Origin of the sequence: Nannocystis exedens (assembly GCF_002343915.1) — a bacterium.
In the GTDB taxonomy this organism is placed as follows: Bacteria; Myxococcota_A; Polyangia; order Nannocystales; family Nannocystaceae; genus Nannocystis; species Nannocystis exedens.
On sequence record NZ_NETK01000001.1, the window covers coordinates 4,078,892 to 4,104,789 of the forward strand.

The 25,898-nt window shown below is 71.3% G+C and carries 20 protein-coding genes and 9 tRNA genes; 14 read left to right on the forward strand and 15 right to left on the reverse strand.

Going from position 1 to position 25,898, the window contains the following annotated elements:
• Positions 1–10: 10 nt before the first annotated feature.
• On the reverse strand, positions 11–499 hold the full coding sequence (locus NAEX_RS16055; RefSeq protein ID WP_096333630.1) for a glutathione peroxidase: 489 nt from the start codon (positions 497–499) through the stop codon (positions 11–13).
• 82 nt (positions 500–581) lie between these two features.
• On the opposite strand from NAEX_RS16055, the gene NAEX_RS16060 reads away from it, so the two are divergent.
• Both NAEX_RS16060 and NAEX_RS16065 read left to right on the forward strand, forming a co-directional pair.
• Entirely contained in the window at positions 582–1,745 is a 1,164-nt protein-coding gene (locus NAEX_RS16060) for an oxygenase MpaB family protein (protein ID WP_100792994.1), read from the forward strand.
• 105 nt (positions 1,746–1,850) lie between these two features.
• Positions 1,851–3,302, forward strand: coding sequence for a cryptochrome/DNA photolyase family protein (locus NAEX_RS16065; protein ID WP_096328371.1), 1,452 nt, complete (start codon positions 1,851–1,853; stop codon positions 3,300–3,302).
• On the opposite strand, the gene NAEX_RS16070 is transcribed toward NAEX_RS16065, so the two are convergent.
• Positions 3,290–3,799, reverse strand: a complete 510-nt coding sequence (locus NAEX_RS16070; protein WP_096328372.1) for a GNAT family N-acetyltransferase — start codon at positions 3,797–3,799, stop codon at positions 3,290–3,292. The genes NAEX_RS16065 and NAEX_RS16070 overlap by 13 nt on opposite strands.
• Positions 3,800–3,989: 190 nt before the next feature.
• Entirely contained in the window at positions 3,990–4,649 is a 660-nt protein-coding gene (locus NAEX_RS50235; RefSeq protein WP_170135765.1) for a GIN domain-containing protein, read from the reverse strand.
• A gap of 119 nt (positions 4,650–4,768) precedes the next feature.
• Between NAEX_RS50235 and NAEX_RS16080 the strand changes: the two genes are divergently transcribed.
• Positions 4,769–6,244, forward strand: coding sequence for a hypothetical protein (locus NAEX_RS16080; RefSeq protein WP_096328374.1), 1,476 nt, complete (start codon positions 4,769–4,771; stop codon positions 6,242–6,244).
• Between the two features lie 173 nt (positions 6,245–6,417).
• Here the strand turns inward: NAEX_RS16080 and NAEX_RS16085 are convergent, their stop codons facing one another.
• A complete protein-coding gene (locus tag NAEX_RS16085; protein ID WP_143140601.1) occupies positions 6,418–7,518 on the reverse strand; it encodes a hypothetical protein in 1,101 nt (366 codons plus the stop codon).
• A 1,014-nt stretch (positions 7,519–8,532) separates the two neighbouring features.
• On the opposite strand from NAEX_RS16085, the gene NAEX_RS16090 reads away from it, so the two are divergent.
• Entirely contained in the window at positions 8,533–9,549 is a 1,017-nt protein-coding gene (locus tag NAEX_RS16090; protein WP_096328376.1) for a serine hydrolase domain-containing protein, read from the forward strand.
• 216 nt (positions 9,550–9,765) lie between these two features.
• Positions 9,766–11,970 (forward strand): hypothetical protein, encoded by a 2,205-nt coding sequence (locus NAEX_RS16095; protein ID WP_096328377.1) that lies wholly within the window; start codon positions 9,766–9,768, stop codon positions 11,968–11,970.
• A 268-nt stretch (positions 11,971–12,238) separates the two neighbouring features.
• Here the strand turns inward: NAEX_RS16095 and NAEX_RS16100 are convergent, their stop codons facing one another.
• Positions 12,239–12,499: a hypothetical protein gene (locus NAEX_RS16100; protein ID WP_096328378.1), complete on the reverse strand. Its 261-nt coding sequence runs from the start codon at positions 12,497–12,499 to the stop codon at positions 12,239–12,241.
• Here NAEX_RS16100 and NAEX_RS16105 point away from each other — a divergent pair.
• From NAEX_RS16105 to NAEX_RS16120, 4 genes are all read left to right on the forward strand, one after another.
• Positions 12,498–12,977: an SDR family NAD(P)-dependent oxidoreductase gene (locus tag NAEX_RS16105; protein WP_245913733.1), complete on the forward strand. Its 480-nt coding sequence runs from the start codon at positions 12,498–12,500 to the stop codon at positions 12,975–12,977. The genes NAEX_RS16100 and NAEX_RS16105 overlap by 2 nt on opposite strands.
• A 265-nt stretch (positions 12,978–13,242) precedes the next feature.
• The gene (locus NAEX_RS16110; protein WP_096328380.1) at positions 13,243–16,068 is read left to right on the forward strand and encodes a molybdopterin-dependent oxidoreductase; all 2,826 of its coding nucleotides are present in this window, start codon (positions 13,243–13,245) and stop codon (positions 16,066–16,068) included.
• A complete protein-coding gene (locus tag NAEX_RS16115; RefSeq protein WP_096328381.1) occupies positions 16,065–17,045 on the forward strand; it encodes an FAD binding domain-containing protein in 981 nt (326 codons plus the stop codon). The genes NAEX_RS16110 and NAEX_RS16115 overlap by 4 nt, the downstream gene beginning before the upstream one ends.
• A 15-nt stretch (positions 17,046–17,060) precedes the next feature.
• Positions 17,061–17,279, forward strand: a complete 219-nt coding sequence (locus tag NAEX_RS16120; RefSeq protein WP_096328382.1) for a hypothetical protein — start codon at positions 17,061–17,063, stop codon at positions 17,277–17,279.
• Between the two features lie 10 nt (positions 17,280–17,289).
• On the opposite strand, the gene NAEX_RS50240 is transcribed toward NAEX_RS16120, so the two are convergent.
• From NAEX_RS50240 to NAEX_RS53815, 10 genes are all read right to left on the reverse strand, one after another.
• A tRNA-Arg gene (locus NAEX_RS50240) sits at positions 17,290–17,374 on the reverse strand.
• A gap of 17 nt (positions 17,375–17,391) precedes the next feature.
• Positions 17,392–17,473 (reverse strand) — tRNA-Tyr (locus tag NAEX_RS50245).
• Positions 17,474–17,504: 31 nt separating this feature from the next.
• Positions 17,505–17,590, reverse strand: a tRNA-Leu gene (locus tag NAEX_RS16125).
• 34 nt (positions 17,591–17,624) lie between these two features.
• Positions 17,625–17,709, reverse strand: a tRNA-Leu gene (locus NAEX_RS50250).
• A gap of 31 nt (positions 17,710–17,740) precedes the next feature.
• A tRNA-Tyr gene (locus NAEX_RS50255) sits at positions 17,741–17,823 on the reverse strand.
• Between the two features lie 29 nt (positions 17,824–17,852).
• A tRNA-Leu gene (locus NAEX_RS16130) sits at positions 17,853–17,938 on the reverse strand.
• 42 nt (positions 17,939–17,980) lie between these two features.
• Positions 17,981–18,063 (reverse strand) — tRNA-Tyr (locus NAEX_RS50260).
• A gap of 18 nt (positions 18,064–18,081) precedes the next feature.
• Positions 18,082–18,167 (reverse strand) — tRNA-Leu (locus NAEX_RS16135).
• 182 nt (positions 18,168–18,349) lie between these two features.
• Positions 18,350–18,424: transfer RNA gene (locus NAEX_RS16140), tRNA-Pro, on the reverse strand.
• 177 nt (positions 18,425–18,601) lie between these two features.
• Positions 18,602–18,730: a hypothetical protein gene (locus NAEX_RS53815; RefSeq protein ID WP_256254049.1), complete on the reverse strand. Its 129-nt coding sequence runs from the start codon at positions 18,728–18,730 to the stop codon at positions 18,602–18,604.
• 267 nt (positions 18,731–18,997) lie between these two features.
• Between NAEX_RS53815 and trhA the strand changes: the two genes are divergently transcribed.
• From trhA to NAEX_RS16165, 5 genes are all read left to right on the forward strand, one after another.
• Entirely contained in the window at positions 18,998–19,645 is a 648-nt protein-coding gene (gene trhA / locus NAEX_RS16145) for a PAQR family membrane homeostasis protein TrhA (protein ID WP_245913734.1), read from the forward strand.
• A 205-nt stretch (positions 19,646–19,850) separates the two neighbouring features.
• The gene (locus NAEX_RS16150; RefSeq protein WP_096328384.1) at positions 19,851–22,553 is read left to right on the forward strand and encodes a serine/threonine-protein kinase; all 2,703 of its coding nucleotides are present in this window, start codon (positions 19,851–19,853) and stop codon (positions 22,551–22,553) included.
• Between the two features lie 171 nt (positions 22,554–22,724).
• Positions 22,725–23,657 (forward strand): ADYC domain-containing protein, encoded by a 933-nt coding sequence (locus tag NAEX_RS16155; RefSeq protein ID WP_143140600.1) that lies wholly within the window; start codon positions 22,725–22,727, stop codon positions 23,655–23,657.
• A gap of 312 nt (positions 23,658–23,969) precedes the next feature.
• Entirely contained in the window at positions 23,970–24,845 is an 876-nt protein-coding gene (locus NAEX_RS16160) for an ADYC domain-containing protein (RefSeq protein ID WP_245913735.1), read from the forward strand.
• A 193-nt stretch (positions 24,846–25,038) separates the two neighbouring features.
• Entirely contained in the window at positions 25,039–25,701 is a 663-nt protein-coding gene (locus NAEX_RS16165) for a DUF4142 domain-containing protein (protein WP_170135766.1), read from the forward strand.
• Positions 25,702–25,898: the final 197 nt, after the last annotated feature.

Genomic DNA, 25,898 nt, shown 5'->3' on the forward strand with positions numbered 1-25,898 from the left:
GTCGAGTCGCTCATGCGGACAGTGCCCGCTCGACGGCCTGCATCACCTCGGGCGCGAGCGGCTCGATCTGCGGCTCGAAGCGGTGCGACACCCGGCCGTCCTTGCCGACCAGGAACTTCGTGAAGTTCCACTTGATCTCGCCGCGCAGCCCTTCGGGCAGCTCCTCGGTCAGGGTGCGATACAGCGGCGACTTGTCGCCCTTGGCCTTGACCTTCTCGAACAGCGGGAAGTTGATCTGAAACCGCGTCGCGCAGAACTGCTGGATCTCCTCCGGCGAGCCCGGCTCCTGCGCGCCGAAGTCGTTGCAGGGGAACCCGAGCACCGAGAAGCCGCGGCCGCGGAAACGCTGGTGCAGCGCCTCGAGCGCGTGGTACTGCGGGGTCAGCCCGCACTGGGAGGCGGTGTTCACGATCAGGAGCACCTGGCCGCGGTAGTCGGCGAGCGAGCGGGGCGCGCCGGCGAGGGTCCGGACTTCGTGGTCGAGCGCGGGGCCTTGCATGGCCGGCACCCTACCACGCCGCCGTCCGCGCGGGGCGGCCTCCTCGCGTGCGCGCGGCCCGACGTGTGGCACGCTCGTGGCCATGTCCGACGTCCCTGCCCGCGTCCACAACCTCGCGGCCGCGCGCGCCCAGTTCGGCGACCTCATCGGCCGACTCCTGCCCGCCTTCGAGCGCGCCGACCCGCTCGCCGACGCGGCCGCGGCCTGGCTCTCCACCTGTCCCGAAGGACATGCCGTCTTCGAGGCCGCGCTGGTCCGGCCCGAGCGCGCCCCCGAGCCCGTCGCTGCCCTGCTCGAGTCGGTCGCCGGCCTGCCGGAGTGGGCCCGGCCGGCCCGGCTCGCGCGCGCCAGTCATTTGTTCTCGCGGGCAGGTGTGGTCGGCGGCTTCGTCCTCGGCCTGCGCTCGCTCGTGCTGGGCTACGCCGCCCCGGCCGGCAACAAGCCGCTGGCCTTCAGCGGTCGCCTGCGCGAGGCCGCCCCGCGCCGGCTCGCCGAGACCGCCCGCTTCGTCACCGCCGTGTGCGAGCCCGGCGGCCTCTTGCCCGGCGGGGAGGGTCGCGCGATCGCCCTGCGCGTGCGCCTCATGCACGCCCAGGTGCGCCGCCTCCTGCTCGCCACCGGCCGCTGGGACCGCGCCGCCTGGGCCGTGCCGATCAACCAGCACGACATGCTCGCCACCGGCCTCCTCTTCAGCCACATCTACCTCGACGGCCTGCGCCTGCTCGGCCTCCAGGTCGGCCCTGAAGAGGCCGACGACTACGTCCACCTGTGGCGCCTGGCCAGCTGGATCCTCGGCGTCGACGGCGAGCTCGTGCCCGATCGCGAGCCGGCCGCGCGGCGCCTGGCCGAGTGCATCTTCCTCACCCAGGGTCCGCCTGACGCCGACTCGCGGGCGCTCACCGCTGCGCTGTTGCAGGCGCCCCTCCAGGCCGCGCGCACGCCCGGCGAGCGTCGCGTCGCCGCTGCCCGCGTGCGCCTCAGCGCCAGCATCTGCCGCCACCTCGTCGGGCACGGCCTCGCCGACGCGCTCGGCGTCCCGTCCGAGCGCCACCCCTTCTCCGTCCCGCTGCTCGCCTCCGTGTTCGGCGGCCTCGACCGGCTGCGCGCCGCCCTCCCGCCGATCGACGCCTCCGCCGTCGCGCTCGGCCGCCGCTACTGGGACCTCGTCGTCGCCGTCGGCATGAACGGCGAGCGCCCGACCTACCCCATGCCCGAACGCCTCGGCCGCCGCCCCACCGCCGCCTGAATCCTCTGACGAAGAACCTGTCCTTTGGGTCATTCACATGACATGACCCAAAGGACACCTCTCCGTCCTCGCGCGCACGTTCCCCGCCCGTCCCCGCGCTTCCCCATGACGACCCCAGCCGAGCTCCCCGACGCCCGCGTCACCGCCGTCAACGCCGCCCCCGTCCGCCCCGAAGGCGGCTACGTCCTCTACTGGATGATCGCCTACCGCCGCACCCGCGGCAATCACAGCCTCGACCGCGCCCTCCGCTGGGCCCGCGAATTGAACAGACCGCTCCTCGTGTTCGAGCCGCTGCGTTGCGACTACCCGTGGGCCTCCGACCGCCTGCACGCCTTCGTCCTCGCCGGCATGCGCGACAACCGGCGCCGCTGCGCCGAGGCCGGCGTCGCCTACTACCCCTACGTCGAGCCGCAGCAGCGGGCCGGCGCCGGCCTGCTCGCCGCCCTGGCCGCGCGGGCGTGCGTGGTCGTCACCGACGACTGGCCGTGCTTCTTCCTCCCGCGCATGGTCGCCGCGGCCGGCGAGCAGCTCGGCGTCCGCCTCGAGAAGGTCGACGGCAACGGCCTCTTGCCGATCCGCGCCGCCGGCCGCGTCTTCCCGACCGCCTTCGCCTTCCGCCGCTACCTCCAATCGACCGTTCTCAAACATATCGACGAGGGCCCGCGCGCCGATCCGATCGCGCGCCTGCGATCGCCCGCGATGCCATCCTTACCGCCCGCCGTCACCCGCCGCTGGCCGGCCGCGATCCCCGACGACCTCTCCTCCTTGCCCATCGATCACACCGTCGCTCCGGCCGGCCGCGGCGGCAGCGTCGCCGCGCACGAGCGCCTCGCTGCCTTCGTCGCCGCCACCCTCCCCGGCTACGAGACCAGCCACAACACCCTCGACGAGCACGGCACCAGCGGCCTCTCGCCTTATTTGCACTTCGGCCACGCCGGCGCCCACGAGGTCTTCGACGCCGTCATGCGCCGGGCCGGCTGGAGCCTGGAGAAGCTCAACAAGAACGCGGGCGGCAAGCGCCACGGCTTTTGGGGGGTTGCCCAGGACACCGAGGCCTTCCTCGACCAGCTCGTCACCTGGCGCGAGCTCGGCTTCAACATGTGCACGTACCGCGACGACTACGCCGAATACGACAGCCTCCCTGGTTGGGCCCGCCAGACCCTCGCCGACCACGCCGACGACCCGCGCCCGCACCTCTACACCGTCGCCCAGCTCGAGCGCGCCGCCACGGCCGACCCGCTGTGGAACGCCGCCCAGAACCAGCTCGTGCGCGACGGCGTGATCACCAACTATTTGCGCATGCTGTGGGGCAAGAAGATCCTCGAGTGGAGCCCCAGCCCGCAAAAGGCCCTGGCCTGCCTGATCCGCCTCAACGACAGGTACGCCCTCGACGGCCGCGACCCCAACTCCTACACCAACATCCTGTGGATCTTCGGCCGCTACGACCGCCCCTGGGGCCCCGAGCGCCCGATCTTCGGCAAGGTCCGCTACATGAGCAGCGACAACACCGCCCGCAAGATGCCGACCCGCGACTACCTCCGCCGCTACGGCAGCTGAGCCGCCGCGACGAACGACTTTTCCATCTTGACGCAGGCCATGGGCCGGCCGCTTCGGAGCGTATGCACTGCCGGCGCGAGCGCGCGGAAGCCGTTCGCCGCGTAGAACGGGACCGCGACCAGCGACGCGTCCACGCGGATCCCCGCGGCTCCGCCCTGCCGGGCGACCGCCTCGGCGGCGGCGAGCAGCGCCGATCCGACCCCGCGCCGACTGGCGTCGCCGCGCACGTACACGGCGATCCGATGCTCCCTGGCCTCGACGCGGTGCCCGGCGAACCCGAGGACCCGCCCCTGACCGTCGACCGCGACGAAGAAGCGCTCCCCGTTCGCCATCGCCCGCAGATAACGCCTCCCGCTGCGCGGCGCACCCCAGTCGGCCACGACCTCGGGCGCGTAGGCCGCGGGGCCCAGCGAGCGGATCGAGGCGACGTGCGCCGCTGCAATGCCGGCCGCGTCCTCGAAGATCGCCGGGCGGATCTGGAACTCGAAGGCGGTCACCGCGGGCGAGTGTACCTCGTCGGCGGCCGGCCGGGGCCGACGAACGACCACCGGGCGCGGCCTCGAGCTGGCCAGGAGGTCGCCCGTGATCGATCGCGGGGGCCGGCGCTGCCCGCGAAGGGCAGCCAGCCCTCACATGTCTTCATGGGCATGTTTCGACAAGCATGTCCCTAGAAACATGTCTGTTCGGTCATTTGCACTCGAGCGCCACCCGCTCGGCCTCGCCGACGATCTCCGGCGGCGCGCCGCTGGTACACACCGTCACGTTCGTCGACCCCCCCTCGACCGTCACCACCGCGCGCTCGGCCGTCAGCCGCGACGCGTTGACGCTGGCCATGTCGGCGGCCGCGATCGCCAGCTCCGGTCCGGCGCCGGCCAGCGCCACGTAGCTCGCGTCGCGGGCGACCACGTTCGCCGCGATCTCCGTCAACTCGGTCGCCTCGACCACGCTCGACAGCTCGGCCTCGATCGCCAGCGCCTCGCGCGCCCCGCTCACGCGGACCACCGCGCGGTCGGTCGCGAACACCCCGACCAGGGCCGGCACCTCCAGCGTCACCGTCGGGATCGCCTTGAGCTCTTGGAGCAGGTTGGGGTTGACCGCGATGGACAACAGCCCGTCCCCGTGGACCTCGGTGAACAGCCGCCCGAGCGCGTTCGCGTCGCCGGTCACGCGCAGCGTCACGTCGGCCTCCGGGTCGAGCTCGGGGCGCACCGTCACCGTCACCTCGAAGTCGTCGAACACCTCGATCTGCGAGAACGGCGGCACCGTGCGCACCGTCTCCGCGGGCCTCCCGTCGCCCTTCAGCTCACAGCCCGCCAGCAGCGCGAGCGTTGCGATCGTCCTGCGCACGGACGGCACCCTAGCGCGTCCCGGCCCTCGCCGGGCGCGCGATGTGTCCGTGCGGAAGCGCCCGCCGCCCGCCACGGCAGGCGTGGACGGCCTCGCCGCGCGCGTGGCAGCATCCTGCGATGGTCTCCGTCTCGCGCGGCTCCCTGCTCCTCACCTCGCTCGTCCTCGTCGCCTGCGGCGACTCGCAAGGCAGCACCGACACCGCCGCCACCGCCGCCGAGTCGACCGGCGAGGCCACCGGCACCAGCGAGGCGAGCGGCAGCGAGACCACCAGCGCCCCGACCACCACCGGGACCGTCCCGACCACCGGCGGCACGACCGAGGGCGCCGAGGACCTGCGGCCCAACTGGCACCAGGACATCGCCCCGCTGGTCACCGCCAGCTGTCAGAGCTGCCACGTGCCCGGCGGGATCGCCCCGTTCGCGCTGACCACCTACGAGGAGGCCAAGCCGTGGGCCGGCGTCATGGCGACCGACGTCGCCCAGGGCCTCATGCCGCCGTGGCACGCGCTCGAGACCGACGTCTGCCAGCCGCCGCTGCCCTACCTGCACGACCCGCGGCTGTCGGATGACCAAAAGGCCATGTTCCAGGACTGGGCCGATCTGGGCGCCCCCGAAGGCGATCCCGCGCTCGCCGCTCCGCTGCCGCCGCCGCCCTCGCTCGACCTCGAGAACCCGACCAAATCGATCACGATGACCACCCCGCTGACCGTCGACAAGGTCGGCAACACCCTCGACTTCTTCCACTGCCTCAGCCTCGACCCCGGCAACGCCGCGCCGGTGTACGTCGACGGGATCCAGGTGCTCGCGGGCAACCCGAAGATCGTGCATCACGTCCTGATCTACGTCGACGCCGGCGCCGACTCGGCGAGCTGGCCCGGCGGCGTCAAGCAGAACTGCGGCGGCGGGGCCGGCATCGGCAACGCGCAATTGATCGGCGGCTGGGTCCCGGGCGGCATGCCGATGGTCGCGCCGGCCGGCGTGTCGACCGAGCTCCCGGCCGGCGCGCGGCTGATCCTCAACGTCCACTACCACGCCACCGGCGGCGGCCCCGAGGAGGACAGCGCCACCGGCCTCGCCCTGCGCTGGAGCGACACCGCGGCCCAGTGGTCGACCTTCTTCACCCTCATCGGCGCCCCCGGCGTCGGCGAGTCGCTCCATGGCCCGCTGATGATCCCCGCCGGCGAGGAGGCCCACGTCGAGGAGTACGAGTACATCGTCCCCGACAACATCCCCGCCCTCGCCGACGTGCGCGTATGGACCGTCCTCAACCACATGCACAAGGTCGGCGTCGACATGCGCGTATGGGTCGAGAACGGCAGCGGCGAGACCTGCCTGCTGCACACCCCGCAGTGGGACTTCAACTGGCAGCGCTCCTATCAATACGACGCCCCGATCACCGAGAGCTTCCGCGTCCGCGCCGGCGACCGCGTCCGCCTGCGCTGCGTCTACAACAACACGATGTCGAACCCCGGCGTCGTCGAGATGCTGGCCGAGGCCGGCCTCGACGCCCCGGTCGACGTCGGCCTCGGCGAGGGCACCCTCGACGAGATGTGCCTGACCGGCGTCGGCGTGGCGATCAAGGGCAGCCTCTGAGCGCTGGCATTTCGCCTCGGAAGGTGCCGCGCGACCTCGCAGCGGGAGCGCCGCGTTCGGCGGTCTCTTCGTCGCCGGCTGGGTTCTCAGCAAGCTCTGGAGCCGCAAATTCGCGCCCGAGTGACCACACGCAAACGCAGGATTTCCCTCACCGGCGCCGGGCCACCCAGTGCCTACTTGATGGGCCGCTTGAGCTGGAGGTCACTGCCGACCTGCTTGAACTCGAACACCAAGCCAGGGGGTCGCTTGGCCGGATCCGGGACTTCCGGCTGATCGGTGTAGTCCAGCGGAAAGTAGCGCTTCTGATAACCCGGTGCAAGACTGTGGTCGAACATGATTTCGGGAGTGCGGGTGATACCGCCGCACCCGTTGGGGACGAAGTGCTTGCGGTGATGGTTCGGATCCAGCCAATACACCTTCCACGGCTGGAGTTCGCTCCACCGCAGGCTGTACGGCATCTTGATTGCGGTAGTGTTGTGGATCGTGAGCACAGCCTCGACACCGACGAGACAGAAGGCTGGCGGATTGCTCTCTGCGTGGTACGCTGCCTCGAGAGCCGCCAGGAACGCTGCGCTATCCTCGACCCGTCCGTACGCCTCCTCCTCAAAAGCGTTGTCCCGGTATACCAGATTCGCCTTCTTGTACTCCTGGAAATAGTAGAAGCCGAACGATTGAAGACTGCCTCCGAACCTCTCGTACTGCTCGGCGTGAACGAGTTCATGAGCCAGGGTAACCAGCCGCTCGAGGGGAGTCCTGTCCTCCCTGGCTGCCTGGATATAGATGTGGTAACCGTAGTTCTGCGCGCCGGCTTCCGTGCCACCGAGTTCGACAACGTAAGGCCCAAAGTCCCAATAGTTGAGCGGATCGGCCCCATAGAAGACGGTGACGCGATCCACGAGATCCCCAAAGAACCTTCGCAGGACGGCTCGCTCGGTGCGTTGAATCGTGTGCTCGGGTCGGTTGGCGTGGCGAGCCCGCATGATGCCTGCCGCCCACGGGTATGCGAACCGTCCGGCCTCGGCCCAGGCCGCCACCGAAAGGTCATTCAGGATCGGAACCGGTGGCAGCGCGATCGGGGGAACATCCAGCTTCGGCATGGTGTACCCCTCTGGTGGCCACTCTGGCGCCCACGCCCTTTCCACGGCGTCTGCGGCCGTATCGAAGGGGGCCGCTTCGCTCGCCGTCGCCGCGGGCGCTGCCTCGCTCCGCGACTCATTACCCGCGAGGACAGTCACTGCTGCAGCAACGATGAAGACCTGGTTCTGTTGACTCACTTCTGCTCTCCCCCCTCATCCGTTCGCTCACGGACACACAAAACCGTGAAGTGTGCTACTCCCGCTGCAAGCACTCTGGGTCCGCTCCATGTGCTAGCGGTCACGAAAAGCTGCAGAAGTTCTGAAACATGCGACCGCTGCGGCCGCCCCGCCCAACTTGGACGACGGTAGCCAAATCTCGCCCGGTAGCCAACGGAGTGTTCAACCGCTTCTCGACTCGACACGGCGCGCCAGCAACTCCCGCAAGCAGGCCTTTCGGTCACCTCGGCGATGACCTGGTCCCAGCTTGGCCCTGAGCCGTTCGATTTCGGCCTCGAACGCCTGTTAACGGCTCGTCTCGGTCCGCTCTGTGGCCGGTGATCGTGCCCGGCGCGTCGGTCGTGGTTCGTGGACGCTCCGCGCGCGCCATGGGCGACCGTTGGGGCATGCGGCCATGGTTCGGCCTCTCCTCACCCTTGGTCTCGCGCTCGCCTGCCAGCCATCCCAGAGCGATACGTCGCCGATCACGACGGCGCCGCCGGACGCAACGATCGCCGCGCACTGTTGAAAAACGAGGTCGCTGAGTACTCGAGGAGTTCGCTCTCAGTCGCGCTTCGCCGGGGCGCGATGAATGAGTCGAGCGGAGGCAAGGGGCGTTGCCAGAGCGTTGCCCAGCCGCTCCGTTGCCAGCCACTAAGGGAGCAAGGTCGGGCAACGGCGGGCGACTCAAACCCTCACCGAACACCGATCTGAGCCAGGAGACGAGGATCCGGAGGATCGGGGTGTGCGCGGGGGGTCCGGGGAAGGGCCGCAGCCGTGAGAGGCCGACCCGCCGTCGCGGGCTTCGATGGCGAATGTCCTCGGGGACAGGTCACGAGCGGGTTCGACGGCCAGGGCTGGCCGCCGAACACCCGCCACTTCACGTCGTTCACGGCGTATCCTCGCGAACATCCTCCGGAATTCGCGGGTGAGCACGCGCGCACCGGCGCCGCTTGCCGGTGCAACCAAGGGGCGGGACCCTCGACACCGATGCCCATGCACCGCCGCGACCTGCTCCGCGCCCTGCCCCTGTTCGCCTGCGCCCCAGCGCTCGCGACGCCATCGCGCGCCGCGGACCGGTTCGACGACGTGCTTGTCGGCTTCGACCACGACGAGCATGCCGACCTGCGCGCCGTCGGCGTTCACCGCGGTCGGCGACGCGTCGCGTTGCGCACCTACAACGGCGCGCGTGCCGACGAGCTGCACGACGTGCGCTCGGCAGGCAAGAGCATCACCTCGCTGCTGGCCGGCGCGGCCTTCGATCGCGGCATGCTGCGCGATCCCGCCGATCCGGTGCAGCGCTACCTCCCAACCTCGCGCGGCAGCGCCTTTGCCGATGTGCCGCTGCGCGATCTGCTCGACATGCGCAGCGGCGTCGACGCCTTCGACGAAGATCCCGCCTCGCCCGGCCACGAAGATCGCATGGATGCCGCACCCGATCCGGTGGCCTTCGCCTGGTCGGTGCCGCGGGCCACGGCGCCGGGCCTGCACTACCGCTACAACTCGCTGGCCGCCTACGTCGCCGGCCTCGTCGTGCAGCAGGCCTGCGGACAGGACCTCGAAGCCTTCGCACGCGACACTTTGTTCGCGCCGCTCGGCATCATGCGCTGGCATTGGGCACGCGACGCGGCCGGAAACGTGAAGGGCCAGGGCAATCTCTCGCTCGACGTGGACGACATGCTACGTATCGGCCGCCTGCTGCTGGACGGCGGCAAACACGGGGGCACGCGCGTGATCGGCCGCGACTGGATCGACCGCACTCTGCAACCCGCCGTCGACATCGGCAACGCCGATCCCTACGCCTCGCACTACGGCCTGTACTGGTACCACGCCACCCACGCTGCGCGCGGCGGGCCGGTGCGCGTGATCTTTGCCTCGGGCAACGGCGGCAACAAGATCTACGTGGTGCCGGCGCTGGACTTGGTGATCGCCATCACGAGCCGCGCCTACGGGCGCGGCTACGGCCAGCGCCGCTCGCAGGCGATCCTGCAGGCCCTGCTCGCGGTGGCGTGACGCCGAGTGCGGCAACCTTCTTCGCTACGCGTTTGGCGTTAGCCGTGGCAGGTCGAGGGGAAGGGGTTGTAGCACTCGTCTCCGCGGGGCCGACCATCCGATCGGACACACGAGGCCGCCATTGCAGGGCAATGGCAGGTCGCTCGTCGGCTCGGTGCCCAATCGCGCATGGGTCCGGCTGCAGCGTCCGAGAGACGCGCCATACCGGAGCTCACCATGCGCGTCGGCCCATTCATCCCCTCGCTCGCCCTCGCATGCTCGCTCGCCGACCCGCTCGATATCGGCGAGCTCGCCGGCTCTGTCCCGCGATGGCAGCAGGAGCGCCAGCTCGCGTACCTGCGCTTCGCGTGCGCTCGACCGCTGGATCCGACGCGGCAGTCGCAGGTGTTGATCCACCTGACTTGCGAGCGGCGGCTCGACGGCTTCGCGCTCGCGCCGGGCAGCGTCCCCGACGACGCGTGGGACGACCGCTTCGCGCGAATGCTGCGACTGCAAGACATGAGCGACCTCAACGCATTGCGCTTCCTGAGCCTCGTCTACGCCCATTCCGGGCATCCGGCGCTCTCGTCGGGGCTGTGGGCGCGGGTCGACGAGGCGCTGCTGTCGTTCAAATACTGGTCGAGCGATCCAACGCCGGAGCGGGTGCTCGACGGCGCGCCGGTGACCGACTCGATGTGGTACTGGAGCGAGAATCACTCGCTGATCTTCCGCACCGCCGAGTATCTGGCCGGACAGCGCTACGCCGAGGAGATCTTCGCCGTCACCGGCCTCACCGGCGAGGAGCACCGCGAGCGCGCGCGGCCCCAGCTGCTGGCGTGGCTCGACTACCGCGCGCGCTGGGGCTTCACGGAGTGGCACTCCGACGTCTACTACGCCCTCGACCTCGAGCCGCTGCTGATGCTGGTCGAGTGGGCCGAGGACGAGGAGGTGAGCGCTCGCGCGGCGATGCTCCTCGACCTGTTGTGGCTCGACGTCGCCCTCCACCTCCATCACGGAAACTCCGGCGGCACGCACGGTCGCTCGTACATCAAGGACAAGGCGGCGGCAGAGCTCAACGACACGTTCGACGGCAGCAAGCTGCTGTTCGACGATACCCGCACGGACTGGGCCGACCCCGCCTCGCAACTCGCGGGGCTGCTGTCGCTGTCGACCGCGTACGCTCTGCCGTGGGTGATCCGCGAGATCGCCCGCGACGACGCGCCGATGGTCGACCGAGAGCGGATGAACCTGCCGGTCGACGAGCGCCCGCCTTCCGCGTGGGACACTCCCGCTCCGCCGCCGCCGTACGAATTGACGTACACCGAGGCCGACTTGCCGCTGTGGTGGTCCATGAACGCATTCGCCGCGTGGCCGCTGCTCCCGCTGACCTTCGCGGTGGCCGGCCGAGATGGCCTGTGGGACAGCCAGCTCGCCGATCTGGCGGTGCTGACCAAGCTCGTCGATACGACGCAGGGGCCCGGCGGCATCATGGAGGACTTTCACTCGCTCTACCGCTCGCTCTGGACCTCGCTCAACGCCAGGCTCCTCGAGGAGGTCCACACAACGACCTACCGGACCGCGGCGACGATGCTCTCGAGCGCTCAGGACTATCGGAAGGGCTCGATCGGCCGGCAGGTCCATTCATGGCAGGCGACGCTCGACGAGCGCGCGATCGTGTTCACGCAGCAACCCCGCCGGCTGCCGCGAGCCGCGGGCGAGCCGATCGCGCCCGACTTCGACTGGCGGGTCTTCGACGAGCCGGGCCCCGGCTACTGGACCGGCGAGGCCTCGCTGCCGCGAGCGGGCCAGATCGACAACGTGGCGATCGTCCTTTATGCCCCGCAATATACGCCGACGCCGCTCTTCGCCAACTACGGCTACCGCGATGAGACCCACGCCTACTTCCCGGTCGCCCACTTCGACGAGGTCGTCCAGCACGGCGGCTGGACGTTCGGGCGCCGCGGCGACGGCTACGTCGCCCTGTACTCGCACAATCCGACGAGCTGGCGCCTGGATCAACCCGCCGTCTACCGAAACGGCGGGCTGCCGTTCGATCTGGTCGCCACCGGCGTTCAGAACGCCTGGATCGTCGAGGTCGGCGACGCGGCTGAATGGCAGGACTTCGCCGCGTTTCGTGCCGCGATCGCCGCGGCCGAGCTCTCTGTCGTTCCGGTCGCCGATCAGGACGGCGACGGCCACGGCGACGGGTTCGATGTCACCTACGCTTCGCCGTCGCGCGGGACGGTCACGTTCGGCTGGCACGCGCCGCTGACGGTCGACGGCCTCGAGGTGCCGCTCCACCACCAGCAGCGCATCGACAACCCGTTCGTCCGGGCGCCGTTCGACGCGCGTCGCTATGAGATCGCCCGCGGGGACGATCGGCTGCGGCTCGACTTCACGACCGGCGAGCGCTCCGCGACGCCCCCGCCCGCGGGGTGGTGACTGCGGCCGGACACCATTGTTCCTGCGAGTCTGCTGAATCGCTCCAGTCGAGCCGGATCTCATACTGTCCTTTCAGACAGCCCTCGCGCGGTGTCCGCGTCACGACTTGCGCGGCACGCCCTCGTCGCTGCGCGACGAACTCTCCGCGCTTCCTCGGTGCGCCAGCGGACGTCCGCGGCGCTACGCCCGACCTCGTCGCACGGCTTTCGGCTCGCGCCCGTCGTCGATCCGTGGCAAGGTCGCGCGCGATGCTCTCGCTCGCCGGCTTTCACGTCCTCGTCACCGGCGGCAGTCGTGGCATCGGCGCCGCCGCCTGTCGCGATTCGCCGCCGCGGGCGCCGTCGTCCTCGTCCACGATCGCGACCGCCACGACGTCGCCGAGTCGCTGCTGAACGAGCTGCGGGCCGTCCACGACGTCTCGCATCTGCGCTTCGCCGCCGACCTCGCCGATTCGACCCAGGTCGACGCCATGTTCGAGCACCTCGCGCGAGTGGGGCCGGCTCGACTGCCTCGTCAACAACGCCGGCATGTGGGAGGAGGACGCGCTGGCTCGCTTCGACGTCGAGGTCTATCGCCACACCATGGACGTCGACCTCCTCGGCCCCTTCCTCGCCGTCGCCCGCGCCCTGCCGCTGCTGCGCCTGTCTCCGAGGGCATCCATCGTCAACGTCACCTCGACCGCCGGCCAGCGCGGCGAGGCCGACTACAGCCCCTACGCGGCCTCCAAGGGCGCCCTGACCTCCGCCACCAAGTCGTGGGCCGTCGAGCTCGCCCCCGGCATCCGCGTCAACAGCGTCGCGCCCGGCTGGGTCGACACCGACATGACCGCCGGCGCGCTGCGCCACGATCCCGCCGAGCGCGCCCGCATCGAGAGCCAGATCCCCCTGCGCCGCGTCGCCACCGCCGACGACATCGCCGCTCCGATCGTCTTCCTCGCCTCCGACATGGCGCGCCACATCACCGGCGAGATCCTCAACGTCAACGGCGGCAGCGTCCTGTGCGGCTGAGCGCTCGCAGCGGTCGCCGACCTGAGCGGTCCCCCTCATCGCGGGACGACCGCTCGCGCTGGACCGCGTCGAACCACAAGCGCCGCGGATCCGCCAGCGCTCGCCGGCGAGTGTTATCATTGCACAGGACCATCATTGGGCCGACGATTGTCTCGCTCGCCCGCTGAAGTCCTCGCTCATCGCCGCATCCGGACCTCGCCGAGTCTCCGGCGGATGAAGCCGCGCACCATTGACAATCTGCGCGCGCTCGCCGAACAATCGCCGCATGAGCCCACCGATCTCGCGGCGCGGCGTCTTGCGCGGAACTCTCGGCGGCACCGTCCTCGTCGGCGAGAGCTGCGCCCCGAAGATCGTCAGCGAGCGCGCCGAGGCTCCCGCGGCTGCCCCCGTCGCCACCGCCGACTCCCCCTCACAAAAGCTCGAGTTCACCGTCAACGGCGTCGCCAGGGCGCTCGCCGTCGACCCCGAGCGCACCGCCCTCGAGCTCGTACGGAGCGACCTCGGCCTCACCGGTTGCAAGGAGAGCTGCGGTCACGGGGCGTGCGGCGCCTGCAGCGTCCTCCTCGACGACGTCCCCGTCGCGGCCTGCCTGCTCCCCGCGGTCGCGCTGCACCGGCGGCGCCTCACCACCGTCGAGGGCCTCGCCCCGGCCGGCGAGCTGCACCCGGTGCAGCGCGCCTTCATGGCCGAGGACGCCCTGCAGTGCGGTTTTTGCACCCCGGGCTTCGTCGTCGCCGCCAGCGCCTTCTACAGGCGCTGGCGGGCCGAGCACGGCAACGCCGAGCCCGACCGCGACACCGTCGCCGCCGCCCTGGCCGGCAACCTGTGCCGCTGCGCCGCCTACGACGGCATCATCCGAGCTGTCCAAAAGGCCAGCTCCGGCGCCTACGAAGAACCGCTCGGCCCCGAGCCTGCGGCCCCGCGCTACGACGCCCGCGACAAGGTCACCGGCGCTGCCAGGTACACGGTCGACGTCCAGCTCCCCGATCAACTCGAGGGCAAGATCTTGCGCTCCCCGCACGCGCACGCGCGCGTGCGCAAGGTCGACTGGTCGAGAGCCCTCGCGCTGCCCGGCGTGTTCGGGGCCGTCGACCTGCTGCACGGCGGCACCACGATCCGCTTCGCCGGTCAGGAGATCCTCGCCATCGCCGCCGTCGACGCGCGCACCGCCGAGGCCGCCCTCGCCGCCGTCGACCTCGACCTCGAGGTCCTGCCCGCGCTGATCGGCATGGACGCCGCCCGGGCCGACGGCGCGCCGCCGGTCTACCCGACCCGCAACACCCGCAAGTCGGCCCCCAACGCCAGCGAGGGCCCGCTCCTGCCGCTCGGCTGGGACGGCAACCTGCGCGGCCCGTTCCAGCTGTTCAGCACCGCCAAGCACAGGGCCCGCCGCGCCGTCCAGAGGCTGCGCGAGCAGCCGGCCGAGGGCGTCCTGGTCGAAGGGACATACAAGACCCAGGTCCAGTGCCACTCGGCCCTCGAGCCGCACGCCTGCGTCGCCCACTGGACCGCCGCCGACGCCGTCACCGTCTACCTCTCGACCCAGTCGGTCCACGCTGTGGCCGAGGACATCGCCGAGCGCTGGGGCCTGCGCCGCGACCGCGTCCGCGTGCTCGCGCAGTACATCGGCGGCGGCTTCGGCGGCAAGGCGACGCTGCAGCTCGAGTGCGTCGCCGCCGTCGAGCTCGCGCGCGTCACCGGTCGGCCGGTGCGCGTGGTCCTCGAGCGGCGCGAGGAGCTGACCACCGGCGGCCTGCGCCCGGCGCAGGAGATTGAGCTGGCGCTGGCGACCGACCGCGACGGCTACCTGCAGGGCGTCACCGCCCGCGCCTTCGCCGACGCCGGCTGCGGCGTCGGCTCGAACAGCACCGTCCTGTTGCGCCTGATGTACGCCAAGGCGCCCAAGGACATCGCCGACTGGGACGTCGTCAACCACGCCCCGCCCGGCAAGCCGTTCCGCGGCCCCGGCGGCCCGCCGGTGTTCTGGGCCCTCGAGCAGGCCGTCGACGTCGCCGCCGAGCGGCTCGAGCTCGACCCGATCCTCCTGCGCAAGCGCTTCGACCCCAACCCCGCCCGCAATCGTCTGTACGACTGGGCCCTGTCCCTCAAGACATGGCGCGAGAGACAGCCCGCGCAGAGCGACCGCGGCCGGCACCGCCGCGGCCTGGGCCTCGCCGTCGGCGGGTGGTTCTACTTCGTCCAGCCGAGCGCGCGCCTGCAGATCGACGCCGGCCCTGACGGCATCGTCGCCTCGACCGCCTGCCAGGACATCGGCAACGGCACCCGCACGGTCATCGCCGAGACCGTCGCCGGGGTCCTCGGCATCGCCCCCGCCGACGTGAAGGTGCAGATCGGCGACTCCTCGCTGGTCCCCGGGCCGATGACCGGCGGCAGCCGCACCACCGCCTCGCTCGTCCCGGCCGCGATCATGGCCGCCGAGCAATTGCGCGACGAGCTGCTCGAGCGCGCCGAGCAGCTCCTCGGCGTCAAGGGCGTCGCCGTCCCCGGCGGCGTCCGCCACCCGCGCGGCGTCGTCACCTGGCAGCAGCTCTTGGCCGGCTCGCCGCCGCTGCGCTTCGTCGGCACGCGCAAGCGCGACCAGGGCGGCTACTTCCTGCCGCCGATGTACGACATCGCCCCGGGCCGCTACGTCGCCGGTGCGCTGCAGATCGTCGAGGTCGAGGTCGACACCCGGCTCGGGCGGATCCGCGTGCTCCGCTCGCACACCGGCGTCGCCGCCGGCCACATCGTCGCCCCCGCCCTCGCCCGCAGCCAGGCCATGGGCGGCGTGATCCAGGGCATCGGCTACGCCCTCTACGAAGAGCGCCGCCTCGACCCGAAGACCGGCGCCCTGCTCACCGGCGGCCTCGAGGACTACCGGATCCCCGGCATCGGCGACATCGGCGAGCTCGACGTCAACTTCGTCGAGGACGGCTACGAGCGCGTCAACGGCCGCAGCGTCGGCCTCGCCGAGCTCGTCACCCTCGCCCCCGCCGCCGCGATCGGCAACGCCGTCGCCCACGCCACCGGCTTCCGCCCGCGCGAGCTGCCGCTGCGCCCCGATCGCGTCCTGCAAGGAATCCGCGGATGACCACCCTCGAGCTCCCCACCTCCCTCGACGCCGCGCTCGGCCGTGCCGGCGAGCCGCGCGCCGGCGGCACCGACCTCACCGAGCGGCGCCGGCTCCACCTGTCCAAAGGGACAGTCATCGACCTGCGCGACGTCCCCGGCCTCGACGCCGTCACCTGGCGCGAAGGACAGCTCCACCTCGGCGCCCTCGTCACCCTCGCCGCCGTCGCGGAGCACCCCGACGTCCGCGCCCGCTACCCGGCCCTCGCCGCCACCGCGGCCAGCGTCGCGACCCCGCAGATCCGCGCCCGCGCGACCGTCGGCGGCAACCTCCTCCAGCACGTCCGCTGCTGGTACTACCGCCGCCCCGGCGCCGACTGCCTCAAGAGCGGCGGCAGCGGCTGCCCCGCCCGCACCGGCGACCACCTGTTCCACGCCTGCTTCGACCTCGGCCCCTGCGTCGCCCCGCACCCCTCGTCGCTCGCCACCGCCCTGCTCGCCCACGACGTCCGCATCGAGGTCGCCGGCGACCGCGAGCACACCCTCGCCAGCCTCTACGGCGACGCCTCCGACGCCCGCCGCCAGCACATGCTCCCGCCCGGCGCCCTGCTCACCGGCGTCAGCCTCGGCCCGCCGCTGGCCGGCGAACAGGCCGCCTACATCCGCGCGACCAGCCGCGCCCGCGCCGAGTGGCCGCTCGTCGAGGTCGTCGCTCGCCTCCTCGTCGCCGGCGACCAGATCGACACCGCCCGCGTCACCGTCGGCGGCGTCGCCAACCTCCCGCTCCGCCTCGGCGCCGTCGAAGCCCTGCTCGTCGGCAAGCCCGCCCGGCCCGAGACCCTCACCGCCGCCGCCGCGGTCGCGGCCGACGGCGCGAAGCCGCTCGCGGGCACCGCCTACAAGCTCGACCTCCTCCGCGGCGCCGTCCTCGACGCGCTCGAGCGCGCCCTCGCCCAGCCCCCGACGCCGGCCGCTGCGCCCGCCCCCGCCCCAACCTGACTTTGAGGACAGCCCATGCAACTGTGCCGCCACCTGCGCTGGAAGGGCCACTCGCACGACGCCGCCGAGCTGGCCGAATTTCAGCTGACCTTCGCCCGCAACCAGGTCCCCTACTCGTGCCTGCACACCTGCCAGCCGTGGGGCCCCGACGACGAGCTCGCCGCCCCCGAAGCTTGCAACGACAGCCGCCCCTGCTACAAACCCTCGCCGCTGGTCGCCCTCCGCCTGAGCTGACGCGCTCGCATGCGCAGAGAGGGACTCGAACCCTCACGCCCCCGCGGGGCCCGACGAGCGAAGCGTCGGTCGTCTACCCATTCCGTCACCTGCGCGTGTCGTCATGCAAAAGTCCGCGGGGCAGGGATCGAACCCGCCTGCGCCGAAGCGCCCCCGGTGTACAGCCGGCTGCCTCCCGTTGAGGCGTCCCGCGGAAAATTCTCCCCGTCGATCTCTTCTGCCAAATGCGCAGGGAGGGACTCGAACCCTCACGCCCCGGTCGGAGCCTGGCCACCTCAAGGCCAGCCGTCTACCCATTCCGTCACCTGCGCTCGCTCCTTCGCCCGTAGAGACTCTTCAAAATGATGCGCAAGGAGGGAGTCGAACCCTCACGCCCCTTCGGGGCCTGGCGTGCTGAGCGCCAGTCGTCTACCCATTCCGTCACCTGCGCGTGCTTCTCCGTCCTCTGTTCGTTCGCAAGACCCGCGGGGCAGGGATCGAACCTGCCTGCGCCGAAGCGCCCTCGGTTTACAGCCGACTGCCCCACCATCGAGGCGTCCCGCGGAAAGGTCATCCGTCTTTCATCCAAAGCTATGCGCAGGGAGGGACTCGAACCCTCACGCCCCAGCCGGGGCCTGGCGTTCTGAGCGCCAGCCGTCTACCAATTCCGTCACCTGCGCGTTTTTTTTCCCCGCCCTCTGTTCGCTCCTCGTTCAAAAGAATCCGCGGGGCGGGGATCGAACCCGCCTGCGCCGGAGCGCCGTCGGTTTACAGCCGACTGCCTCACCATTGAGGCGTCCCGCGGAAATTCATGTCCTCGGTTTGCGCAGGGAGGGCCTCGAACCCTCACGTCCCTCGCGGGACCCGGCGTTTTGAGTGCCGGTTGTCTACCGATTCCAGCACCTGCGCGAATTGCTCCCCCTCGTCGTCCTCCTCGGGTTCGATCGGCGTACGGAATGCGCAGGGAGGGGTTCGAATTCTCACGCCCGGTGGGCCTGGCGCTCTCGAGGCCAGTTGTCTACCAGTTCCAGCACCTGCGCGTATTGTGTCATTCGTACCCCTCGGGCCTTCCGTGGCCCGAATACGGGGGATCGGGGCGGCGGGATTCGAACCCACGACCTTCTGTGCCCAAGACAGACGCTCTGACCAGGCTGAGCTACGCCCCGAAGACGAATGACGGGACCTCGCACGAAGCCGCTGTCACATGCCCGCCGCCCGGCAGATCGATCGAAACGGATCGCTCTGCGCGTGCGGGCGCCGACGCGCTCTCGCGGAGGTGCAACGATTCGGATGTCTCCCGCGCTCGTCGCAGCGCTGCCTGCACCCCGACGGGGGCGCCCCGTTTACCGGGGTAGATACGGCAGGCGTAGATACGGCGGCAGCGGGACCAACAGCGCGGGGAGCAGCAGGAGCCCCGCCGTACGCGGCTGGCCCTGGAGCATCGACCCGGTGATGTGCTGATGGTTCGTCACGACCTTCACCCTGACTCGGTCCGGGGTATGTACAGCAAGCCGATTCACCGGTCAAGTCCCTCGCACGATTTTTTCGCGAGCGCCGGAGGGTCCCCACAATCGCCTGTATCCCACGTCACACCACCGCGAATCCGCGCACCACGATCTCACCATTGCGGCCTGTCCCGCTCGATCGATTCCACTCGCCGGCCCCGCGGACGTCCGCGGTCGCCGCCGGCCCCGCCCCGCTCTCGCGTCCGCGCGCCGCTCGTGTATCCTCGCGCCCTCGTGTCCCGGACCTCGCCGACCTCCTCGGTCCTGCGCCCGCGCCTCCGCGGCGTCGCCGACATCTACGCCGCCGCGCTCGCGGTCCCGGCCGTGGTCGCCCTGGTCGCGTACGCCCGCGAGGGCGCGGCAACCCTGTCCGCCCTCGTCTACGGCGTCTCGCTCGTCGTCCTGCTGGTCGGCAGCGCGGTCTACCACCTGCCCGGCTGGCCCCTGCGCACCGCGCTGTGGCTGCGCAAGCTCGACCACGCCAACATCTATTTGCTCATCGCCGGCACCGCCACCCCCCTGGCCCTGGCGCTCGACGGCCCCGCCAGCGTGTGGCTGCTGTCGGCCATGTGGCTCGCCGCCGGCCTCGGCATCATCAAGACCTTCGCCTGGCCGCACGCCCCGCGCAAACTCAGCGCCGCCCTCTACGTGCTCATGGGCTGCTTCACGCTGCCCACCGCCCCGGCCCTCCGCGCCGCCGCCGACGAGGTGTTCCTGCTGTTCGCCGCCGGCGGATTGCTCTATGTCCTCGGCGCGGTGATCTACGCGCTCCGCTGGCCCAACCCGGCCCCGCTGGTGTTCGGCTACCACGAGCTGTTTCACGTCTTCGTGTTCAGCGCCGCCCTGGTCCACTACCTGGCGATCTGGGCTCTGGTCGTCTGAGGCGCCCGGGCGGCGGCCCCGCAGCGCGGGGGCCTTCGCGCACGCGCCCTCGCCCCACCTCGCCGGCCCGCGCGTCGCGGCTCGCGGCCGGCCCAGGGTCGACGGTCCGCGGCCAGTCGCACCAGTCACGATTTTTCCAAACCTTCGACAGCGTGAACAGAGCTTGACGAGGCCGTAGGATCGGGCCCTCTTAGCAAACCCGTCCGTGTCGAACCCGCCCCCAACGCTGCGCGCTCCCGGCTCTGGCGGCCGCGACGTCCGTCCCGGCCCGGACAGGCCGACCGGGCCCACGCGAGCGACGAACGTCCCCCACACCCTGCCGGACCCGATCGCGCTCGAGCCCGGCCACGAGATCGGTCGCTTCACCGTCCTGTCGTACCTCGGCGCCGGCGCGATGGGCATCGTCTACGCCGCCTACGACCCCGAGCTCGACCGCAAGGTCGCGCTCAAGGTCCTGCGCCCGCAAGGCCGCCCCGACAGCCACGGCCGCGTGCGCCTCCACGACGAGGCCCAGGCGATGGCCAAGGTCTCGCACCCCAACGTCGCCGTGGTCCACGAGGTCGGCCTCCACGAGGACGGCATCTTCATCGCCATGGAGTTCGTCCGCGGCGCCACGCTCCACGCCTGGCTCGCCAAACAGCCCCGCACCTGGACCGAGATCCTCGACGCGTTCATCCAGGCCGGCCGCGGCCTCGCAGCCGCCCACGGCGCCGGCCTCGTCCACCGCGACTTCAAGCCCAGCAACGCGATGATCGGCGACGACGGCCGCGTCCGCGTCCTCGACTTCGGCCTGTCCTGCACCCCCGCCAAGGCCGGCCGCGAGGTCGTCGGCACGCCCGCGTACATGCCCCCGGAGCAGTTCCTCGGCCAGCCGGTCGGCCCCGCCTCCGACCAGTTCAGCTTCTGCGCCTCGCTGTACCAGGCGCTGTTCGGTCAGCTGCCGTTCCCCGGCGACAACGCCGAGGAGCTGCGCCTCACCGTCACCAGCGGCCAGGTGCGCACCCCTCCGCGCCACGTCCGCGTGCCGTCGCGGGTCAGCGCCGCGATCCTGCGCGGCCTCCGACAGGACCCGAAGGACAGGTTCGCCAGCATGGAAGAGCTGCTGCGCAACCTCGACCACGACCGCACCCGCGGCCGCCGCACCTTGATGGGCGCGGTCTTCGGGGCGGCGGTCCTCGGGCTCGGCGGCGGCTACCTCGGCGCGCGCCCGCAGGCGGCCGACCCGTGCAGCGACGGCGCCGCGCAGATCGATCAGGTGTGGAACCCCGACTCGCGGGCGGCGATCGAGCACGCCTTCGCCGCGCTGCCGCCCGCGTTCGCCGCCAACTTCTGGCCGCAGGTCCGCGGCGTGCTCGACGACTGGAGCGCCGACTGGAAGCGGAGCTACCGCGAGGCCTGCGAGGCCCGCGAGCGCCACGAGTTCTCCGAGGAGCTCGCGCTCCGCAGCTCCGCCTGCTTCGAGCGGGCCCGCGCCGCGCTCGCCTCGGCGGTGGTCGTGCTGCACAAGGCCGACGCCGACGTCGGCCTGCACGCCCTCGAGGTCGCGACCTCGCTGCCCGACCCCGCCGAGTGCCGCAGCAGCGCCGGCCTCGTCGCCCACACCCGGGCCTCGCGCGACATCGGCACCGCCGTGCGCCGCCGGCGAGTCATGGCCCGGATCGAGGACGTCAAGGTCCACGCGCGCGCCGGCCGGACCCTCGCCGCGAAGCAGCTCGCCGACGACGTGATCCGCGAGGCCCACGCGCTCGGCGACCGACCCACGCTCGCCGAGGCGTTCCTCCAGCGCGGCCGCCTCGACATCGAGGTCGACCCGACCCGCGCCGAACCATTCCTCAACCGCGCCTACCTCGTGGCCCTCGGCGCCGGCGAGGACAACCGCGTCGTCGAGGCCCTCGCGCTGCGCCTCTACGCCCGCAGCCACGCCCCCGACGGCCTCCCGCGCGCCTTCGAGGACCTCGACGTCGTCACCGCCCTGCTGCCCCGGATCGGCAACCCGCCGAGCCTGCAGGCGCTCGTGTTCAACAACGCCGGCTCGCTGTACCTCACCGCCGGCGACGCCCGGCACGGCGAGCCGTACCTGCACGAGTCGCTGCGCCTGCGCCGGGCCGCCGGGGGAGACGACGTCGAGGTCGCCAAGACCCTCGGCAACCTCGCGTTGCTGGCGAAAGACCCCGCGCGCACCCGCGAGCTCGTCGGCGAGTCGCTGCAGATCCTCGAAGACAACCTCGGCGTCGCCCACCCCGAAGCCATGGCCGTCCGGATCCTCGCCGGCGCCCTCGCCGAGGACCCCGAGGACGCCGTACAGCTGCTCGAGCGCGGCTGCGACGCCCTCGACGAGTACCGCCCCGACGACCTGCGCGCCCGCGCCGAATGTCTACAGCACCTCGCCGCCCACGCGCGCGAGGCCGGCGAGCAGGCGCTCGCCGACCAGGAGATCTTGCGCGCGCGCGCGCTGATCGAGCACCTGCCCGACGCCGACCCGTTTCGCTTCGACGACGCGCTCATTCGCGGCTACGCCGGACTCGTCGACGGCACTCACGCGACCGCCCTCGCCTGGCTCGAGCGGACCTTGCACGAGCTGCGGGGCGGGGAATGGTGGCAACGGCGCAAGGTCGCCGAGATCGAGCTGTGCATCGGCCTGCATCTGCTCGCCGTCGGGGACGTCCCCGGGGCCCGGCGCGCGCTCGCGGACAGCGTCGCCATCTTCGAGCAGATCGCCGCCAAGGCCCACGACAACGTGCTGCCGCGCACCCTCGCCGCGGCCCGCCTGGCCCTCGCCGAAGCGCTGAGCGCCGGCTTCGACCCCGAGGCCGCCGCGCACGAGCTCGCCGCGGCCGAATCATGGTACCGCCGGTCCGAGGGCGAATTCGCCTGGCGTATGCCTGCAATCGCCGAAAGACGTCAGTGACTGGAGTCAATCAATCGCGGCATCCTCGCACTCGCCGCCGCGAGGCCCGCGCGAAGCCGTCCGGCCCGAATACCGTTCCACAGGTCGCCGTCGCCTCCCCTCCCGTGTGGGACAACACACAATCGGGGTACCGGAGGCATGATGCGACCCTGGCGAATCCACAGTGTTATCGTGGTTCTCTCTACCCTCGCCTCGGGGTGCGACGACCCCTCGATCGAGGATACCCACTTTCGCCCCTACAATTGCCCGACCTGGCAATGTGGTTTCAACTCCGCCGAGGTGAATGGGCGCTCGATCCGCGAGCTCAACCTCGACGGCCAGGCCAACGGCGACGGCGTCCGCATCGTCGGCTTCGTCGCCCCGCAGGGCCTCCTCGGCAACTACGAGCTCGACACCGAGGGCGACGCGCTGGTGGCCCGCAACGAGCGGGGCCACTCGCTGAGCGGCCCCCAGCTGATCGGGTCCATCATCCTCGTCAAGAAGAACGGCCTGCTCGAGCTGCCGGTCCCGATCACGGTGCTCGGCTATCAGGAGATCGATTCATGGGCCGACGGCGCGGCCAAAGTGCCGACCTACGCGCTCGTCTATCCCGACCTCGGCGCCCTGCTCGGCGTGCGCAACGTCTGCAACGGCGACCTGCTCGACGCGCTGGCGAGCGCGGCGACGGTGCTCGCCGGCGAGACCTACGATCTGACGCACAAGACCGTCAACCCCGGCCAGACCCGCTGGCTGACGCTCGCCTGCGCGGGCTCGGCGGCCGCCAAGATGCGGCTGATGAACTACGGCCCCCACGCCGACTTCGACGGCGAGGGCCACCCCGCCACGGTGGCGCAGCGGCAGGCGACCCTCAAGATGCTGACCGCCGACTATTGCGGCACGGGTCACAGTTACACCGTCAACGGCGCCCCGCTGCAATGGGAGAACCAGGACGGCACCGTCGCCTCGCCCGGCCCGTACGGCGATCCCGAGGCGATCTGGACCGCGACGGGTGCCGTCTGCCTCGACGCCACCCGCGTCCCCGACGTGGACGTGACGTGCTCCTTGCCGTCGTGCTCCACCTATACCGGGCCCGCCGGCGAGTGGTCGACCTACGTGCCTGACTGACATTCATTCCAAAGCATGAGTCGCGAAGAAAACGTATCTTCTCGGCCTCGCCATCGCAACGCCCGGTGACACCCTGTATTCACCGGTGGCTCGACGGCGGCGGCTTCGCACCTCCACCCCTGTCTCGCCGCCGGTCGCCGCTCCCGACTGGAAACACCATCAGGCCGCGGACGGCGGTCCGTCCCCGGGACGGGGTTTCACCATGAGGGCATGACACGAGGAATCACGCGGCTCCGGCGGCACCGCAGGCATTGGACGGCGCTGGCGGCGCTGCTCTCGGGGTGCGCCGACCCCGAGAGTGAGGACATTGAGATGCGGCCGTACCATTGCCCCATCTGGCAGTGCGGCTTCAATTCGGCGCAGGTCAACGGCCGCTCGATCCGCGAGCTCAACCTCGACGGCCAGCCCAACGACGACGGCGTGCGGCTCGTCGGGTTCGTCGCCCCCGCCGGCCTGCCCGGCAAATACAGGCTGGACTTCGACGGCGACGAATTGATCGCCCGCAACGCCGCCGGCTCGGTCCTGCGCGGCGACCAGTTGATCGGCGCGACGATTCTGGTCAAAAAGCCGGGGCTCCTGTCCTTGCCGCTGCCGATCACCATCCTCGACTATCAGGAGATCGACGGCTGGGCCGCGGGCGCGGGCAAGGTCCCGGCCTACGCGATGCTGTACCTCGACCTCGATTCGCTGTTCGGCGTGCGCAACGTCTGCGCCGGCGACCTGCTCGACGTCTTCGCCACCGCGGCCACCGTGATCGGCGGCGAGACCTACGACCTCGACGCCAAGACGGTCGAGCCCGGGCGCGACCGCTGGTTGACGATCGCCTGCGCCGGCTCGGCGGCGGCCAAGATGCGCCTGATGAACTACGGCCCGCACGGCGACTTCGACGGCGAGGGCCACCCCGCCACCGTCGAGCAGCGGCAGGCCACGCTCAAGATGATCACCGCCGACTACTGCGGCGGCGGCGACAGCTACACCCGGAACCAGGTCGCGCTGCAGTGGAAGAACAGCGGCGGCACCGTGGTCTCGCCCGGTCCGTGGGGCCGCCCCGAGGCGATCTGGGGCCCCGACGGGGCGCTCTGCCTCGACGCGACCCGGCTCGCCGACGCCGACGTCGCCTGCGCCCTCCCGGCCTGCGACGACTTCACCCTCGACGACGGCGAGTGGGCGACCTTCGTCCCCGACTGAGCGGGCGAGCGGGGGGCAATGGCATGACATGCTCCTTCGGCCATGTCTCGAAGGCGGTGGCGCCCGCGCACGCCCGCCCGCGATCGCGCCGCGCGGACCGCCCGCCGGCCCCGGGCGGGCTGGACGGCGCACAGACGCGCTTGCGATCCACAGCACGTGGCATCGCGGCGCGAATGCGGCCACCCCTCGGGCCATGCACCACCGCAAGACTTCCCTGCTCACGCTGTCGCTCGTGCTCGCCGCGGCGTGCTCCCGCACGAGCCCGGACACTGTCCCCCCGAGCCAGGTCTCGACCGACCTGCCGGCCACCAACGCCAAGCCGGACGACCCGGCCGCCGTCGCCGTCGCCGCGATGCCCGAGGACGCCAAGGTCAAGGCGCCCCCCGAGTCCATGACCAACGACGACGAGATCTTCGGCGTCCTCAACGTCATGAACGAGGAGGAGATCCGGATGGCCGAATACGCCAAGAAATGGGCCAAGGGCACCCGCGTCAAAGAATACGCCGCGCTGATGATGACCGACCACGGCTCGATCCGGGACCGTGCGAACGAGACCCGCGACCGCCTCGGCCTGCGCAAGACCGACAGCCGCCTGCGCGACGACATCCGCAACGACGCCAAGCAGAAGATGGAAGTGCTTGAAAAGGTCGACAAGGGCGACGCGTTCGATAAGGCGTACATCGACATGCAGGTCGACGCCCACGCGATGTGGATCAACTTCATCGACACCAAGCTCCTGCCGCACGCGCAGATGCCGGAGCTGCGGGTCGAGCTCAACAACTTCCGCGCCACCCTCGACCGCCACTACAACGCTGCGAAGGAGATCCAGGCCTCGCTCACCGCGCCCAAGAGCTGAGCCGCGCGCCGGGAGGCGCGGGCCCGTCGACGGACCGCAAGGCGGAGAACGACGCGCATCGCCCTGCGGCCGCCCCGATCGTCCGCCCGCGGCCCGCGGCCTGCGCCGACGAGCCGCCGCGACCCGAGCCGCCGCGGGGACGAGCAGGCCGCTGGCGAGACGCGGCACACGCATGATTCCGGCGCCTCCGGCACCCG